The sequence below is a fragment of the Novosphingobium sp. genome (genome assembly GCF_036820275.1).
Lineage (GTDB): Bacteria > Pseudomonadota > Alphaproteobacteria > Sphingomonadales > Sphingomonadaceae > Novosphingobium.
The window spans coordinates 32,423-45,479 of sequence record NZ_DAISLT010000036.1 but is presented as its reverse complement, the minus strand read 5'-3'; the positions used below and the strand labels follow the sequence as shown (position 1 = coordinate 45,479).

General features: G+C 63.8%; 11 protein-coding genes. 9 read left to right on the top strand and 2 right to left on the bottom strand.

The window, feature by feature from the left end; all coding sequences use genetic code 11:
• Nucleotides 1-17: 17 nt before the first annotated feature.
• Both V7066_RS22090 and V7066_RS22085 read left to right on the top strand, forming a co-directional pair.
• Nucleotides 18-1,244: an MFS transporter gene (locus tag V7066_RS22090; RefSeq protein WP_334185147.1), complete on the top strand. Its 1,227-nt coding sequence runs from the start codon at nucleotides 18-20 to the stop codon at nucleotides 1,242-1,244.
• Complete coding sequence (locus V7066_RS22085) at nucleotides 1,237-1,950, top strand: SDR family NAD(P)-dependent oxidoreductase (RefSeq protein WP_334185146.1); 714 nt, start codon at nucleotides 1,237-1,239, stop codon at nucleotides 1,948-1,950. Before V7066_RS22090 ends, V7066_RS22085 begins: the two co-directional genes overlap by 8 nt.
• Before the next feature lie 355 nt (nucleotides 1,951-2,305).
• Here the strand turns inward: V7066_RS22085 and V7066_RS22080 are convergent.
• A protein-coding gene (locus V7066_RS22080; RefSeq protein WP_442947361.1) for an IS3 family transposase occupies nucleotides 2,306-3,405 on the bottom strand; the annotation gives its coding sequence in 2 pieces (ribosomal slippage) (nucleotides 2,306-3,150 and nucleotides 3,150-3,405; 1,101 coding nt in all).
• 137 nt (nucleotides 3,406-3,542) lie between these two features.
• The gene (gene fucP / locus V7066_RS22075) at nucleotides 3,543-5,021 is read right to left on the bottom strand and encodes an L-fucose:H+ symporter permease (protein WP_334185144.1); all 1,479 of its coding nucleotides are present in this window, start codon (nucleotides 5,019-5,021) and stop codon (nucleotides 3,543-3,545) included.
• On the opposite strand from fucP, the gene V7066_RS22070 reads away from it, so the two are divergent.
• The 7 genes from V7066_RS22070 (at nucleotide 4,998) to V7066_RS22040 (ending at nucleotide 13,039) form a co-directional block, all read left to right on the top strand.
• Nucleotides 4,998-5,873, top strand: a complete 876-nt coding sequence (locus V7066_RS22070) for an amidohydrolase family protein (protein WP_334185143.1) — start codon at nucleotides 4,998-5,000, stop codon at nucleotides 5,871-5,873. The two genes, fucP and V7066_RS22070, sit on opposite strands and share 24 nt — an antisense overlap.
• Entirely contained in the window at nucleotides 5,870-8,251 is a 2,382-nt protein-coding gene (locus V7066_RS22065) for a glycoside hydrolase family 95 protein (protein WP_334185142.1), read from the top strand. Before V7066_RS22070 ends, V7066_RS22065 begins: the two co-directional genes overlap by 4 nt.
• Nucleotides 8,252-8,267: 16 nt before the next feature.
• Nucleotides 8,268-9,011: an SDR family oxidoreductase gene (locus V7066_RS22060; RefSeq protein ID WP_334185141.1), complete on the top strand. Its 744-nt coding sequence runs from the start codon at nucleotides 8,268-8,270 to the stop codon at nucleotides 9,009-9,011.
• A complete protein-coding gene (locus V7066_RS22055) occupies nucleotides 9,008-10,279 on the top strand; it encodes an L-fuconate dehydratase (protein WP_334185140.1) in 1,272 nt (423 codons plus the stop codon). The genes V7066_RS22060 and V7066_RS22055 overlap by 4 nt, the downstream gene beginning before the upstream one ends.
• Complete coding sequence (locus V7066_RS22050; RefSeq protein WP_334185139.1) at nucleotides 10,279-11,055, top strand: SDR family oxidoreductase; 777 nt, start codon at nucleotides 10,279-10,281, stop codon at nucleotides 11,053-11,055. The genes V7066_RS22055 and V7066_RS22050 overlap by 1 nt, the downstream gene beginning before the upstream one ends.
• Before the next feature lie 132 nt (nucleotides 11,056-11,187).
• A complete protein-coding gene (locus V7066_RS22045; RefSeq protein WP_334185138.1) occupies nucleotides 11,188-12,180 on the top strand; it encodes a zinc-binding alcohol dehydrogenase family protein in 993 nt (330 codons plus the stop codon).
• 13 nt (nucleotides 12,181-12,193) lie between these two features.
• Entirely contained in the window at nucleotides 12,194-13,039 is an 846-nt protein-coding gene (locus V7066_RS22040; RefSeq protein WP_334185137.1) for a fumarylacetoacetate hydrolase family protein, read from the top strand.
• Nucleotides 13,040-13,057 lie beyond the last annotated feature (18 nt).

Below are 13,057 nucleotides of genomic sequence, written 5' to 3'. Positions count from 1 at the left end.
CCGACGAAAGGGAGAGAATGACCCGCCACCACCAAGCCCGGTTCATGACCGGCCTGTCGCTGCTGTTACCGATCACGTTGACGACGATGGCCATCGTGCTGTTGACGCCGATCGTGCCGGACCTGATGGCCGAGTTTTCCGCGGTGCCGAACCACGAATACTGGGTGCCGATGATCCTGACGCTGCCCTCGCTCTGCGTGGCCCTGCTGTGCCCGGTGGCCGGGATCATGGGCGACTACTTCGGGCGCCGCCGTCTGCTGCTGTTCTCGTTCCTGCTCTATGCCGCGGTCGGGGTCCTGCCGGTGTTTCTGCACGACCTTACCTCTATCCTGATCTCACGGGTGGGGGTGGGTATTGCCGAGGCGCTGATCTACGTGCTCTCGACCACGATGATCGGCGACTACTACAAGGGCGCTGCGCGCGATCGCTGGCTGGCGGCACAGACCGCCTTCGCCTCGATGTCGGCGCTGCTGTTCTTCAACCTTGGCGGCGCAATGGGCGAGAGCGGCTGGCGCACGCCGTTCTGGGCCTATGCCTCGGCACTGGTCATGTTCGCGCTGGTTTCCAAATACACGTGGGAGCAGTCGGGGGAACCGGCAAGTGCCGCCCAACCCGATGACAAAGCCGATGCGCCGCCGCGCAATCTTTCGTGGGCGGGCTTTCCCTGGGCAAAGATGGCGATGATCGTGCTCATTACGATCTATGGTTCGGTGTTTTTCTATACCGTGCAGATCCAGGCGCCGAGCGGGCTTGCCGCGCTGGGGCTGGCCAGCCCGGCGGAACGCGGGTTCCTGACGTCGATCGCCTCGATCGGGGTGCCGCTGGGCACGTTCCTCTATTCACGGATCGGGCCGAAGTGGCCCGTCGGGCGGCTGTTGCTGGTCGAGTTCGCGCTGCTCTCGCTGGGCTTCGCGCTGATGGGCAGGGCGGGCAATGTGCCGGGCTTCCTGGTCGGGTGCTTCGTCAACCAGATCGGCGCGGGCCTGCTGCTGCCGACGCTGCTGGTGTGGTCGATGTCGACCCTCTCGTTCGAGAACCGCGGACGCGGCACCGGGTTCTGGCAATCGGCCTTTGCTTTGGGCCAGTTCCTCTCGCCGCTGGTGGTGACGTTCACCGGACAGCGTACCGGCGGGTTGCTGGGCGCGTTCATGACGCTTTCGGTCGCGGCGCTGGGCGGGGTGGTCATCGCCCTGATCGCCTCGCGCATGCATGGAAAGCACAAGCTGGAGATGGTCCATGGCTGAGCGCCTTAAGGGCCGCGTGGCGGTCGTCACCGGAGCGGGCAACGGCATTGGCGAGGGCGTCGCCAGGATCTTCCGGCAGGAGGGCGCGACGGTGATCGGCGTCGACCTGTCCGGCGCCGACGAGGCCTGCGACCTCACCGACGAAGCGCAGACGCAGGCGCTGTTCGTCGGCATCGGCGCGGAGCATGGCCGCATCGACGTGCTGGTCAACGCCGCTGCTTTCGCCATGTTCGGCTGGATCGAGGAACTGTCCTACGCCGACTGGAAGAAGACGCTGACCGGCGAGCTCGACATCGTCTTCCTCGCCACCCGCGCGGCCTGGCCCTGGCTCAGCGCGAGCGGCTCGGCCAGCGTCATCAACTTCGCCTCGGCCAATGCGCACCATGCGCTGGAAGGCTCACCGGCGCTGGCGCACTGCGCGGGCAAGGGCGGGGTTCTGGCGATGACGCGGCAACTGGCGATGGAGGGCGCCCCGCACGGCATTCGCGCCAACACGATCGCGCCGGGATTCATCAGGACGGCTGCCACTGCCCGCCATCTCGCCGCTGATCCGGCTTTCGAGGAGCAGGTCCTGGCCAAGAGTATGCTCAAGTACCTTGGTGAGCCCGAGGATATCGCATGGGCCGCGTGCTGGCTCGCCAGCGCCGAGGCTAGATACGTCACAGGGGCCGATATTTCCATCGATGCGGGGGCAACGGCTTGGTAATTGGGTTTACCTCAGGGTTTGGGGCTTTGTTTCAAATGCTGAGCCGACCAGCTATACGCTCTGGCCTGCTATCGATTTGGTAGATACGGAAACAAGGTGTTTTCACCTGTCGGAGAGCAAGCGAAGTCTAGCGGCGAGTTCAAAAATTGGACGGGGAGAGTGCCAACGACAGCTTTGTTGTGTCCGTGGTTCTGAAGCCGACATTCGATTAAGCCCCAAGGTTGTCCATTCACCATCGCTAGCGGTTTGGCGAACGACTGGCCGATTTCGATAGGTTCAAAGGAGGCGCCGAATGGCGTTGACCCTCACCCCAACACTGGTCCGGCCTTTGTGAGAAAAGCCGGCTGCTTTTGCATCAGGGCAGGCATGCCTGCCCTGATGCAAAAGCGTGCTCCATCGGGGTCTGGTTGCCGAGGGAGCTGTGCGGACGGACCTCGTTGTAGTCGACCCGCCACGCCTCACATTTTACCCGAGCATCGTCCAAGCTCAAGAACCAGAATGCGTTGAGACATTCGGCCCGGACGCGGCCGTTAAAGGACTCGGCAAACGCGTTGTCCGTCGGCTTGTCTGGGCGGCTGAAGTCGAGGACTACGCCATGGCTCCAAGCCCATAGGTCGAGGTCTTTCGAGATAAACTCCGGCCCATTGTCCAGACGAATGCGCTTCGGCCGCCCATGCGTGACCGCAACCCGCTCAAGGGTTTCGACGACATCGGCACCGCGGTAACTCATCTTTACATCGAGTGCCGGCGACACCCGGCTGAAGTTGTCGATGATCGACAGCACACGGATTCTACGACCGTCGAAGAGCTGGTCCGACAGGAAGTCCATCGACCAGCATTCGTTGGGTGCTGAAGCCGCCGTACGGTCATCCCGCAGCTTCGCCTTCACCTTGCGCTTGGGCGTCTTGTTGCGCAGTTGCAGGCCCATCTCGCGGTATAGGCGATGCGTGCGCTTGTGGTTGATCTCCCATCCTTCTCTCCGCAACAGCACATGGATCCGCCGATACCCGTAGCGAACACGGGTCGCGGCCAGCTCCCTGATCTTCATCTTGAGGCCGGCCTGATCGAGGCGACGTGACTGGTAGCGCTGGGTCGATCGATTGATCGGAAACGCGCTGCAGGCCCGCCGTTCGCTCACCTGGTAACTCGCCCGCAGATAGCTGACGATTTCCCGAGCTCGATCAGGCCTTACATTTTTCGGCGGATGACATCCTGCAGCATCTCCTTGTCCAGGCTCAGATTCGCCACGAGGCGCTTGAGGCGGACATTTTCCTCCTCCAGTTGCTTCAGCCGCTTCATCTCCGACGGCATCAAGCCGCCATATTTGCTCCGCCATCGGTAATAAGTCTGAACTGAGATGCCCGCCTTTCGGCAAACCTCCTCAACGGTCGTTCCGTCCTCAGCCTGCTTGAGAATGAACGCGATCTGTTGTTCGCTGAATCTCGACGTTTTCATCCACGGTATCCCTTGTTCGGCGTTCGCCAAACCTAACCGAGAATTTCTCACCAAATTCGGACCAGTTTACGGGGAGCAGGTCAAGGCAACAATGCACTAGTAATCGCTACGGACCACTCAGTGGGGGCCCATCAAAACTAATCTTCTGCATTCAAAGCGTAAAGGCCCACCGCAGTGAAGCACAGGAGGGGCAGAGCCATCGCCGCCTGAAGTTCGAACAGTTCGCTTAGCAGACCCATGAGCGGCGGGAACACGGCGCCGCCGATGATGGCCATGATGATGAGTGAGGATCCCAGCGCCGTGCCTTCGCCCAAATCGCGTATGCCCAGTGCGAAGATGGTGGGGAACATGATCGACATGAAAAAGCTGGTCAACGCTAGCGCGCCGATGGCCGCGCTTCCCGGCAGGGTCATGGCGAGCAGGACGAGCACGACGTTGGCTGCCGCGAAAGTGCCCAGCAGCCGCGTCGGTCTGATCCGCTGCATCAGCGCGGCGCCCGCGAAACGCCCGACCATGAAGAGCAGCAGGCTGGCCGAAAGGAGGAAGGCTGCTGTCTTCTCCGGAGTCTGCGGGGCGAGGTGCTTCACGAAATCGACGAAATAGCTCCAGATGCCGACTTGCGCGCCGACGTAGAAGAACTGGGCGAGCACGGCACCGCGAAGCTGGCGGTGGCGAAGAACGCTGCCGAGCGATCCCGAAGCGGCATCGTTTCTGCGCGAAATGGTCGGCAGGCGCACCCAGGCGAGGCACAGGCCCAGAAGGACCACGAACAGGGCCAGGCAAAGGTAGGGGACCTGCACCATGGCCGCCTCGGATAGCCGATAGCTCTGCAGCTGTGTGGTGGACATGCCGGCGATGTCCTGCGCGCTGTGCTCCACTCCGGAGAAGATGAACAGGCCGCCCACGATCGGCGCGACGACCGCACCGAGTCCATTGAACGCCTGGGCCAGGGTCAGTCTTTGGGATGCGCGCGCAGGGTCGCCGAAGCGGGCGATGAACGGGTTGGCTGCGGTTTCGAGGAAGGCCGCGCCGGAGGCCAGAACGAAGAGGGCGAAAAGGAATGCGCCGTAGCGGTGCAGTTCGGCGGCCGGATAGAACAGCAGGGCACCGGTCGCATAGAGCGCCAGGCCGAGCAAGAGGCCCATGCGATATCCGAACCGGCGCAGCAGCAGTCCGGCGGGCAGGGCCCAGAGGAAATACGCCAGGTAGAAGACGAACTGGATGAACCCGGCTTCTGCGCGAGAAAGCGCAAGCGCCTTCTGAAACTGCCGAATCAAAATGTCATTGAGATTGTTTGCCAGCGCCCAGGCAAAGAAGACGCTGGTGACGAGCACGAAACCGGCACGAAAACCGGGGGTCACAAAACGTCCGTTACTGCGGTGCATAGTCGCGCTATTACCGGCCGAACCGGCTTCGGCCTGCGTTGCAGGCGGCATCGTCATGGCCATACGCACCTCTCTCCCATGCGTATTCTGTTGCAGCAGGGCGGCAAAGACAATGCCTTCGACATTATCGGTTGCACCCCTTCCGATGACTTGATAGCTTTCACATATCAAACGAACTGTCAAATACGACAGCAAGAGGGGCGAGAGATGAACCGTCGGGTCGACGCGCATCAGCACTTCTGGCGCTATTCGCCGGAAGAATATGCATGGATCGCCTCCGAATCCGTGCTGGCGGAAACCTATCTGCCCAGGGACCTGAAGCCGCTACTGGCGGCGGCGGGCATTGCTGAGAGCATTGTCGTGCAGGCACGGCAGACCGACGCGGAGACCCGCTGGCTTTTGGAGCTTGCTGATGAAAATCCCTGGATCATGGGGGTTGTCGGCTGGATCGACTTGCGCGCTGGCGATCTCGACGCGCGGATCGGGAATTTGATCCGGCACGGGAAGCTGCTGGGAGTTCGCCATGTGGTGCAGGACGAACCCGATCCCGATTTTCTGCTAGACGCGGCCTTCCAGCGCGCCGTGAGCGAGGTGCTGCGGGCGGGGCTGGCCTATGAACTGCTGGTCAGGGCACCGCAGCTGAACCATGTCCCGGCGTTTCTGGACGCAGTGGTGGATGGTCCGGAGGCAGCAAGAATCGTCATCGATCATGGCGCCAAGCCAGTCATCGCGCTGGGCGAGTGGGAGCCATGGGCGGGCCGCCTCGCCGCGATCGCGCGGCGCTATCCGGTCGTTTGCAAGCTTTCCGGCCTGGTGACCGAAGCGGACCACGGCGCATGGAAGGATGACGAGGTGATGCGCTACATGCGGCATCTCCTCGATTGCTTCGGTCCGGAACGGCTGATCTTCGGCTCGGACTGGCCCGTCTGCCTGCTCGCCGGGACGTATGAACGCGTCCATGCGCTGGTGCAGCAATTTCTTGAACCGCTCGCTGCGTGTGAGCGGGAAGCCATCATGGGCGGCAATGCGCGGCGGGTCTACGCGCGCGTCGAGGCGCCCGTACAGGGGGAGGCAATACCGTGAGCCTGGACGATTTCTCCGTTTCCCGTCGCGCGCTGGTCGCGGGCGGTTCGACCATCGCTGCACTCTCGCTGATCGGCGCACCGGATGCCGAGGCAGCGGGGGCAGCGGCAGGGTCCGCGACGACCGATGACCTCTTGTGGTATCGCCAGCCGGCCAAGCTGTGGACCGAGGCGCTGCCCGTCGGCAACGGTCGCATCGGCGCGATGGTGTTCGGCGGCGTTTCCGAAGAGCGGCTGCAACTCAACGAAGACACCCTGTGGGCTGGTGGTCCCTACAATCCCGTCAACCCTCAGGCCAAAGCGGCGCTGCCCGAAGTGCGCAAGCTGATCTTCGAAGGCCGCTATGACGAAGCGCAGGCGCTCGCCAAGGACAAGGTCATGGCCGTGCCGCTGCGCCAGATGTCCTATCAGACGATGGGCGACATGCTGCTGTCGTTCCCAGGCCTGGGTGAACCCGAGGCGGGCAGCTATCGGCGCGAACTGGATATCGATGCAGCGCGGGCGACGACGCGCTTCAGGGCAGGAGGCGTGGACTATACGCGCACGGTCGTGGCCTCTCCGGCGGAGCAGGTGATCGCCGTGCATCTCACCGCCTCGAAGCGGGGTGCCATCGGCTTCGACCTGAAGCTGGCATCGCCGCAGAAGCACCATTCGGTGCAGGCGCTTGGCGGCGGGGAACTCCTGCTGGCAGGCACCAACAACGAAGGCTTCGGCATTCCCGGCGCGCTCAAGTTCCAGACGCGGACCCGCGTGGTCGCGAGCGGCGGCAGGGTCGCTGCCGCCAACGATTCCCTGACCGTGCGCGGCGCGGACGAAGTCACCATCCTGATCGCAATGGCCACGAGCTATCGCAACTATGCCGACGTCGGCGGCGATCCGGAGGCGGCGACGAAAGCGCAGATCGCCGCTGCGGCCAAACTGCCTTTCCGCACTATCGCGGAAAAGGCGGCGCAGGATCACCGCGCCATTTTTCGCCGCGTCTCGATCGACCTCGGCCGTACGGCGGAAGCGGACAAGTCCACCGACGAACGTATCGCCCAGTCCGAGAGTGCGAACGATCCGGCCCTGGCCGCACTCTATTTCAAGTATGGGCGCTACCTGCTCATCACCTCTTCGCGGCCCGGCTCACAACCGGCCAACCTGCAGGGCATCTGGAACGAGAGCGTCAATCCGCCCTGGGGATCGAAGTACACGATCAACATCAACACCCAGATGAATTACTGGCCGGCAGAGCCGACCGCGATGCCCGAAATGGTCGAGCCGTTGATCGCCATGGTCCGCGATATCGCTCAGACCGGTGCCCGCACGGCGCGGGACATGTACGGCGCGCGCGGCTGGGTCTGCCATCATAACACCGATCTCTGGCGGGCGACCTGTCCGATCGACGGTCCGCAGTTCGGGCTCTGGCCGATGGGTGGCGCATGGCTCTGCCTGCACTTGTGGGATCGCTACGATTACGGACGGGACGCGCAGTACCTCGCCAGCGTCTACCCGATCCTGAAAGGTGCCTGCGAGTTCTTCCTGGATACCCTGGTGAAGGATCCGGAAACCGGCTGGATGGTGACCAATCCCTCGCTCTCGCCGGAAAACAACCACGGCCACGGAGCCGGTTCGCTTTGTGCCGGGCCGACGATGGACATGCAGATCATCCGCGCCCTGTTCACCGCCACGGCTTCGGCAGCCGGGGTGCTGAAGCAGGACCCCCGGTTCGTGACCGAGCTGGAAGCGATGCGCGGGAGACTCGTACCCAATCGCATCGGTGCGCAAGGCCAGCTCATGGAGTGGAAGGACGACTGGGACGCCGGCGTGAAGGACTTGCACCATCGCCACGTTTCCCATCTCTTCGGTCTGTTTCCCGATGCCCAGATCAATCCCGACGATACGCCGGACCTTGCCGCTGCCGTCAGGAAGTCGCTCGAAATCAGGGGTGACAAGGCAACCGGGTGGGCGACCGCCTGGCGCATCAACCTCTGGGCGCGGCTGCGCGACGGCAACCATGCCCATTCGATCCTGCGCTTTCTGTTGGGGTCTGAGCGGACCTATCCCAACATGTTCGACGCCCACCCGCCGTTCCAGATCGACGGCAATTTCGGCGGCGCATCCGGCATTACCGAGATGTTGATGCAGAGCGTCGGGACCGGGATCCACCTGCTGCCGGCCTTGCCGGATGCCTGGCCAAGCGGATCCATCCGGGGACTGAGGGCGCGAGGCGCCTGCATGGTGGATCTGTCATGGAAGGGCGGCGCGCTGGCGCAGGCGCGGATCGTTTCGATGATCGGTGGGCGCCATGAAATCCGTTGCGGAGAGGTGCGTCGCACGATCGATTTTGCGCCGGGCAAGGCACGCGTTCTTGCCGGTCCGGATCTTCGTACCGCCTGAGACAAGAGGAGTATCGATGAGACTTGCCGGAAAGAAGGCGGTGGTCACGGCGGCCGCCGCGGGGATCGGTCGCGCCATAGCGGAGCGCTTCCTGGCCGAAGGCGCAGATGTTCACGCCGTGGACCGCGATGCCGGGGGACTTGCCTCGCTGGCGGGAGCGACGGCGCATGTCGTTGACCTGACCGTCCCCGATGCGATTGCCGCGCTCGCGCGTGCCACCGGCGAATGCGATGTGCTGGTAAACTGTGCCGGGATCGTCTTTCCCGGTACGGTGCTGGACTGCACCGAGGAACAGTGGTCGGCCTCGTTCGATCTCAATGCCACGACGATGTTTCGCACCATCAAGGCCTATCTGCCGGGCATGGCGGCGCGGCGCGCGGGCGCGATCGTCAACATATCGTCTGTGGCGTCCTCGATCATCGGCGTGCGCAACCGTTTCGCTTACGGCGCGAGCAAGGCGGCGGTGATCGGCATCACCAAGGCGGTCGCGGCCGATTTCGTCGGCGATGGTGTGCGGTGCAACGCGATCTGCCCCGGCACTGTCGAAAGCCCCTCCCTGCGCGCCCGCATGGAGGCGCAGGCCCGGGCGAGTGGAGAGACGTTCGAGGACACCCGCGCTGCCTTCGCCGGACGGCAGCCGATCGGCCGCCTGGGCCGGCCCGAGGAGATCGCCGCGCTCGCGTTGCATCTTGCTTCGGACGAAAGTGCCTTCACAACCGGCACCACGGCAGTGATCGACGGGGGGTGGACGGTAGAATGACCCGCATCACTGATCTGCGCACGGCCGATATCCGTTTCCCCACCAGTCTCGCGCTGGATGGATCGGATGCGATGAACCCCGATCCGGACTATTCGGCCGCCTACGTCATCCTCGAAACCGATGACGGACTGGAAGGCCATGGCCTGACCTTCACCATCGGCCGTGGTAACGAGATCTGCGTCGCGGCGATCGAGGCTCTTCGGCCGCTCATCGTCGGCCTTGATCTCGACTGGGTACGGGAGAACCCCGCGCGTTTCTGGCGCCATGTCACCGGAGACAGCCAGCTGCGCTGGATCGGCCCCGACAAGGGCGCGATGCATCTGGCGACCGGCGCGGTCGTCAATGCGGTGTGGGACCTCTGGGCCAAGGCCGAAGGCAAGCCGGTTTGGCAACTCGTTGCCGATATGAGCCCCGAGCAGATCGTCGGCTGCATTGATTTCCGCTACATCACCGACTGCATAACGCCCGAGGAAGCGCTGGCACTGCTGACCGTGCGGGCGGAAGGCAAGGCGCAGCGTCGGGAGCGGCTGACGGCGACGGGTTATCCCTGCTACACGACTTCGGCGGGTTGGCTCGGCTATCCGGACGAAAAGCTGCGCCGATTGGCCCGAGAGGCGGTAGAGGCCGGTTTCCGCCATGTGAAACTCAAGGTCGGCCGCGATCTGGAGGATGACATCCGCCGCCTCAGGATCGCGCGCGAGGCGGTCGGGCCGGATTGCCGCCTGATGATCGATGCCAACCAGATCTGGGAAACCGGGCAGGCGATCGACTGGGTCAAGGCCCTGGCCTTCGCAAAGCCCTGGTTCATCGAGGAGCCGACCAGTCCCGACGACGTGGAGGCGCATCGCACGATCCGTGAGGCCATCCACCCGGTCCGCGTCGCGACGGGGGAGATGTGCCAGAACCGGGTGCTCTTCAAGCAGTTCATCATGCGCGGCGCGATCGACGTGGTGCAGATCGACAGTTGCCGCATCGGCGGCGTCAATGAAATCCTGGCGGTGCTGCTCATGGCCGCCAAGTACGACCTGCCGGTCTGCCCCCATGCCGGCGGCGTTGGCCTGTGCGAGTATGTCCAGCACTTGTCGATGATCGACTATCTGTGCTTTTCGGGCACGATGGAGGATCGGGTCATCGAGTATGTGGATCACCTGCACGAGCATTTCTTGGATCCCTGCGTGATCCGCGATGCCGCCTACATGCCGCCGCAGCGGCCCGGCTTCTCGATCGAGATGAAGCCGCAATCCATAGCGCAATATCGGGTGGACTGATGGACCTGGGACTGGAAGGCAAAGTCGTCGTCGTTACCGGCGGCGGAGCGGGCATCGGCGGGGCGATCTCGCTGGGACTGGCGGCGGAAGGCGCGATCCCGGCGATCCTGGGGCGCAGCCCCTTGCAGGACGCTTTCGAGGCGGAAATTCGCGCCTTGCAGCCCGCGACGATCTTTCTCCGGACAGACGTGACCGACGATGACGCCTGCCGCGATGCCGTTGCGCGCATCGCTGCGGAAGGGCGCGGAATCCACGGTCTCGTCAACAATGCGGGAGTCAACGACGGCGTCGGCCTGGAAGCCGGAACGGCGGCATTCATGGCTTCGGTCCAGTCCAATCTCGCGCATTACTACGGCATGGCGCACCATTGCCTGCCGCATTTGCGCGCCAGCCGGGGAGCGATCGTCAACATCTCGTCCAAGACGGCGGTGACGGGGCAGGGGGGCACGAGCGGCTACGTCGCTGCCAAGGCTGCCCAGCTCGGCCTCACGCGCGAGTGGGCGGCGGCCTTGCTGGACGACGGTGTGCGCGTGAACGCCGTCCTGCCGGCAGAAGTGATGACCCCGCTCTATGCCCGCTGGATCGAGAGTTTCGAGGATCCGCAGGCAAAGCTGGAGGAAATTTCCCGCCGCATACCGCTCGGCCGCCGCATGACGACCGACCGGGAGATTGCCGACACGGTCCTGTTCCTGCTGTCCGATCGGTCTAGCCACACGACCGGACAATGGGTGTTCCCGGATGGCGGCTACACGCATCTCGATCGCCTGCTGGGGTAAACATAGACCGTGATTCCATATGCAAAAATAAATTGCACATATGGTAATTGAGTCGTTATGTCATAGAGGTAAGCTGGCTGGAGTCGGCAGCCTGGGAGAGAGGCTTTGCAAAGCATCGCAAGGATCAGGTGCGTGGAACCGGGCAAGCTCGTCCTTGATACCTGTGACATGCCGGTCGCCGGGGTGGGCGAGGCGCTTGTGCGTATCCGGCGCGTCGGTATTTGCGGGACGGACTTTCACATCGTCCGGGGGACGCAGCCCTATCTTTCCTATCCGCGCGTACCGGGACATGAACTGGCCGGAGAGATCGTTGCGTCGGCAGAAGGCAGTTTCTGGCAGCCTGGAATGCAGGTCTGTGTCATGCCCTATCATTCCTGCGGCACCTGCATCGCCTGCCGCACCGGCAAGGCGAATTGCTGCGCCGACATCCGTGTCCTGGGGGTCCACAAGGACGGCGGGCTTGCCGAATACCTCGCGATCGACGAGCGCTATCTGATCGCGGCCGATGGCCTTTCGCTCGACGAGATCGCCATGGTCGAGTTCCTGTCGATCGGCCGCCACGCCGTTCGCCGGGCGACCTTACGGGCGGGGGAACGGGCACTCGTGGTGGGCGCGGGGCCGATCGGCATGGCGGCGGCGTTCTTCGCTGTCCGCTCCGGAGCGCAGGTGACCGTGGTGGACGGCAACGCTACCCGTGTGGCGCTTTGCGTCGACAGGCTTGGCGTGGAGCAGGGCGAAGTTCTGGGCGCGGAGACGGCTAAGCGCCTCTCGGTGCTGACCGATGGTGAGTTCTTCGACTGCGTGTTCGATGCGACCGGCAATGCCGCCGCGATCGAGACCGGCTTTGCCTATGTCGCGCATGGCGGCCGTTACGTGCTGGTTTCCATCGTCAATGCCGACATCCGTTTCAGCGACCCCGAGTTCCACAAGCGTGAAATGAGCCTGCTGGGCAGCCGCAATGCCACGCACGAGGATTTCGCGCATGTCATCGACGTGCTGCGCGCAGGAGAGTTTCCGCTGGATGCCGTCATCAGTCACACGCTGCCCTTCGCCGAGGTGCCCGAGGCGATTGCGCGGTTGATGCAGCCGGATGCGGGGGTCATCAAGGCCCTGGTCGTTCTATGAAGGAGAATATCGCGTGAAGTTGCTCAGGTTCGGCGAAGCAGGACAGGAACGCCCCGGTGCGTTGGATGACGAGGGCCGCATCCGCGACCTTTCCAGCCATATAGACGACGTCTCGGGCGCAGTGCTCACCGCCGAAGGGCTTGCCGGCCTGCGGTCACTCGACCTGTCGGCACTGCCGGTGGTCGAGGAGGGCGTTCGTATCGGCGCCTGCGTCGGCCGGATCGGCAAATTCGTGTGCATCGGCCTCAACTACCGCGATCATGCGGCCGAGAGCGGCATGGCGATTCCGGCGGAACCGGTCGTTTTCAACAAGTGGACCAGTGCGGTCTGCGGCCCGAATGACGACGTGGTGCAGCCGCGCGGTTCCGACCGCCTCGACTGGGAGGTCGAACTCGGCGTGGTGATCGGCAAGGCCGGTTCCTATATCGATGAGGCCGATGCGCTCGATCATGTCGCGGGCTACTGCGTGGTCCACGATGTCAGCGAGCGCAGCTTCCAGTTCGATCGTGGCGGAACCTGGGACAAGGGCAAGGGCTGCGATACGTTCGGCCCGATCGGCCCGTGGCTGGTGACCGCGGACGAAGTGCCGGGCATCGCGGCGGCCCGTCTCTGGCTGGAAGTCGACGGCGAGCGGCATCAGGACGGCACGACCGCCGACATGATCTTCACCGTGCCGCAGATCATTGCGCATCTTTCGCAGTTCATGAGCCTTCAGCCGGGCGACGTGATCTCGACCGGCACGCCCGCCGGGGTGGGGCTCGGCCTCAAGCCGCCGCGCTTTCTGCATCCGGGAAATGAAGTCCGCCTCGGAATCGACGGCCTCGGCGAGCAGCGCCAGCGCGTGGTGGCTGCGATGTAGTTTTCAATAGCAGGCCGG

Excerpts from the sequence above, each read along its gene's own strand:
- V7066_RS22090 (WP_334185147.1), top strand. The coding sequence starts at position 18 with ATGACCCGCCACCACCAAGCCCGGTTCATGACCGGCCTGTCGCTGCTG.
- V7066_RS22085 (WP_334185146.1), top strand. The coding sequence starts at position 1,237 with ATGGCTGAGCGCCTTAAGGGCCGCGTGGCGGTCGTCACCGGAGCGGGC.
- V7066_RS22070 (WP_334185143.1), top strand. The coding sequence starts at position 4,998 with ATGAACCGTCGGGTCGACGCGCATCAGCACTTCTGGCGCTATTCGCCG.
- fucP (WP_334185144.1), bottom strand. The coding sequence starts at position 5,021 with ATGCGCGTCGACCCGACGGTTCATCTCTCGCCCCTCTTGCTGTCGTAT.
- V7066_RS22060 (WP_334185141.1), top strand. The coding sequence starts at position 8,268 with ATGAGACTTGCCGGAAAGAAGGCGGTGGTCACGGCGGCCGCCGCGGGG.
- V7066_RS22055 (WP_334185140.1), top strand. The coding sequence starts at position 9,008 with ATGACCCGCATCACTGATCTGCGCACGGCCGATATCCGTTTCCCCACC.
- V7066_RS22050 (WP_334185139.1), top strand. The coding sequence starts at position 10,279 with ATGGACCTGGGACTGGAAGGCAAAGTCGTCGTCGTTACCGGCGGCGGA.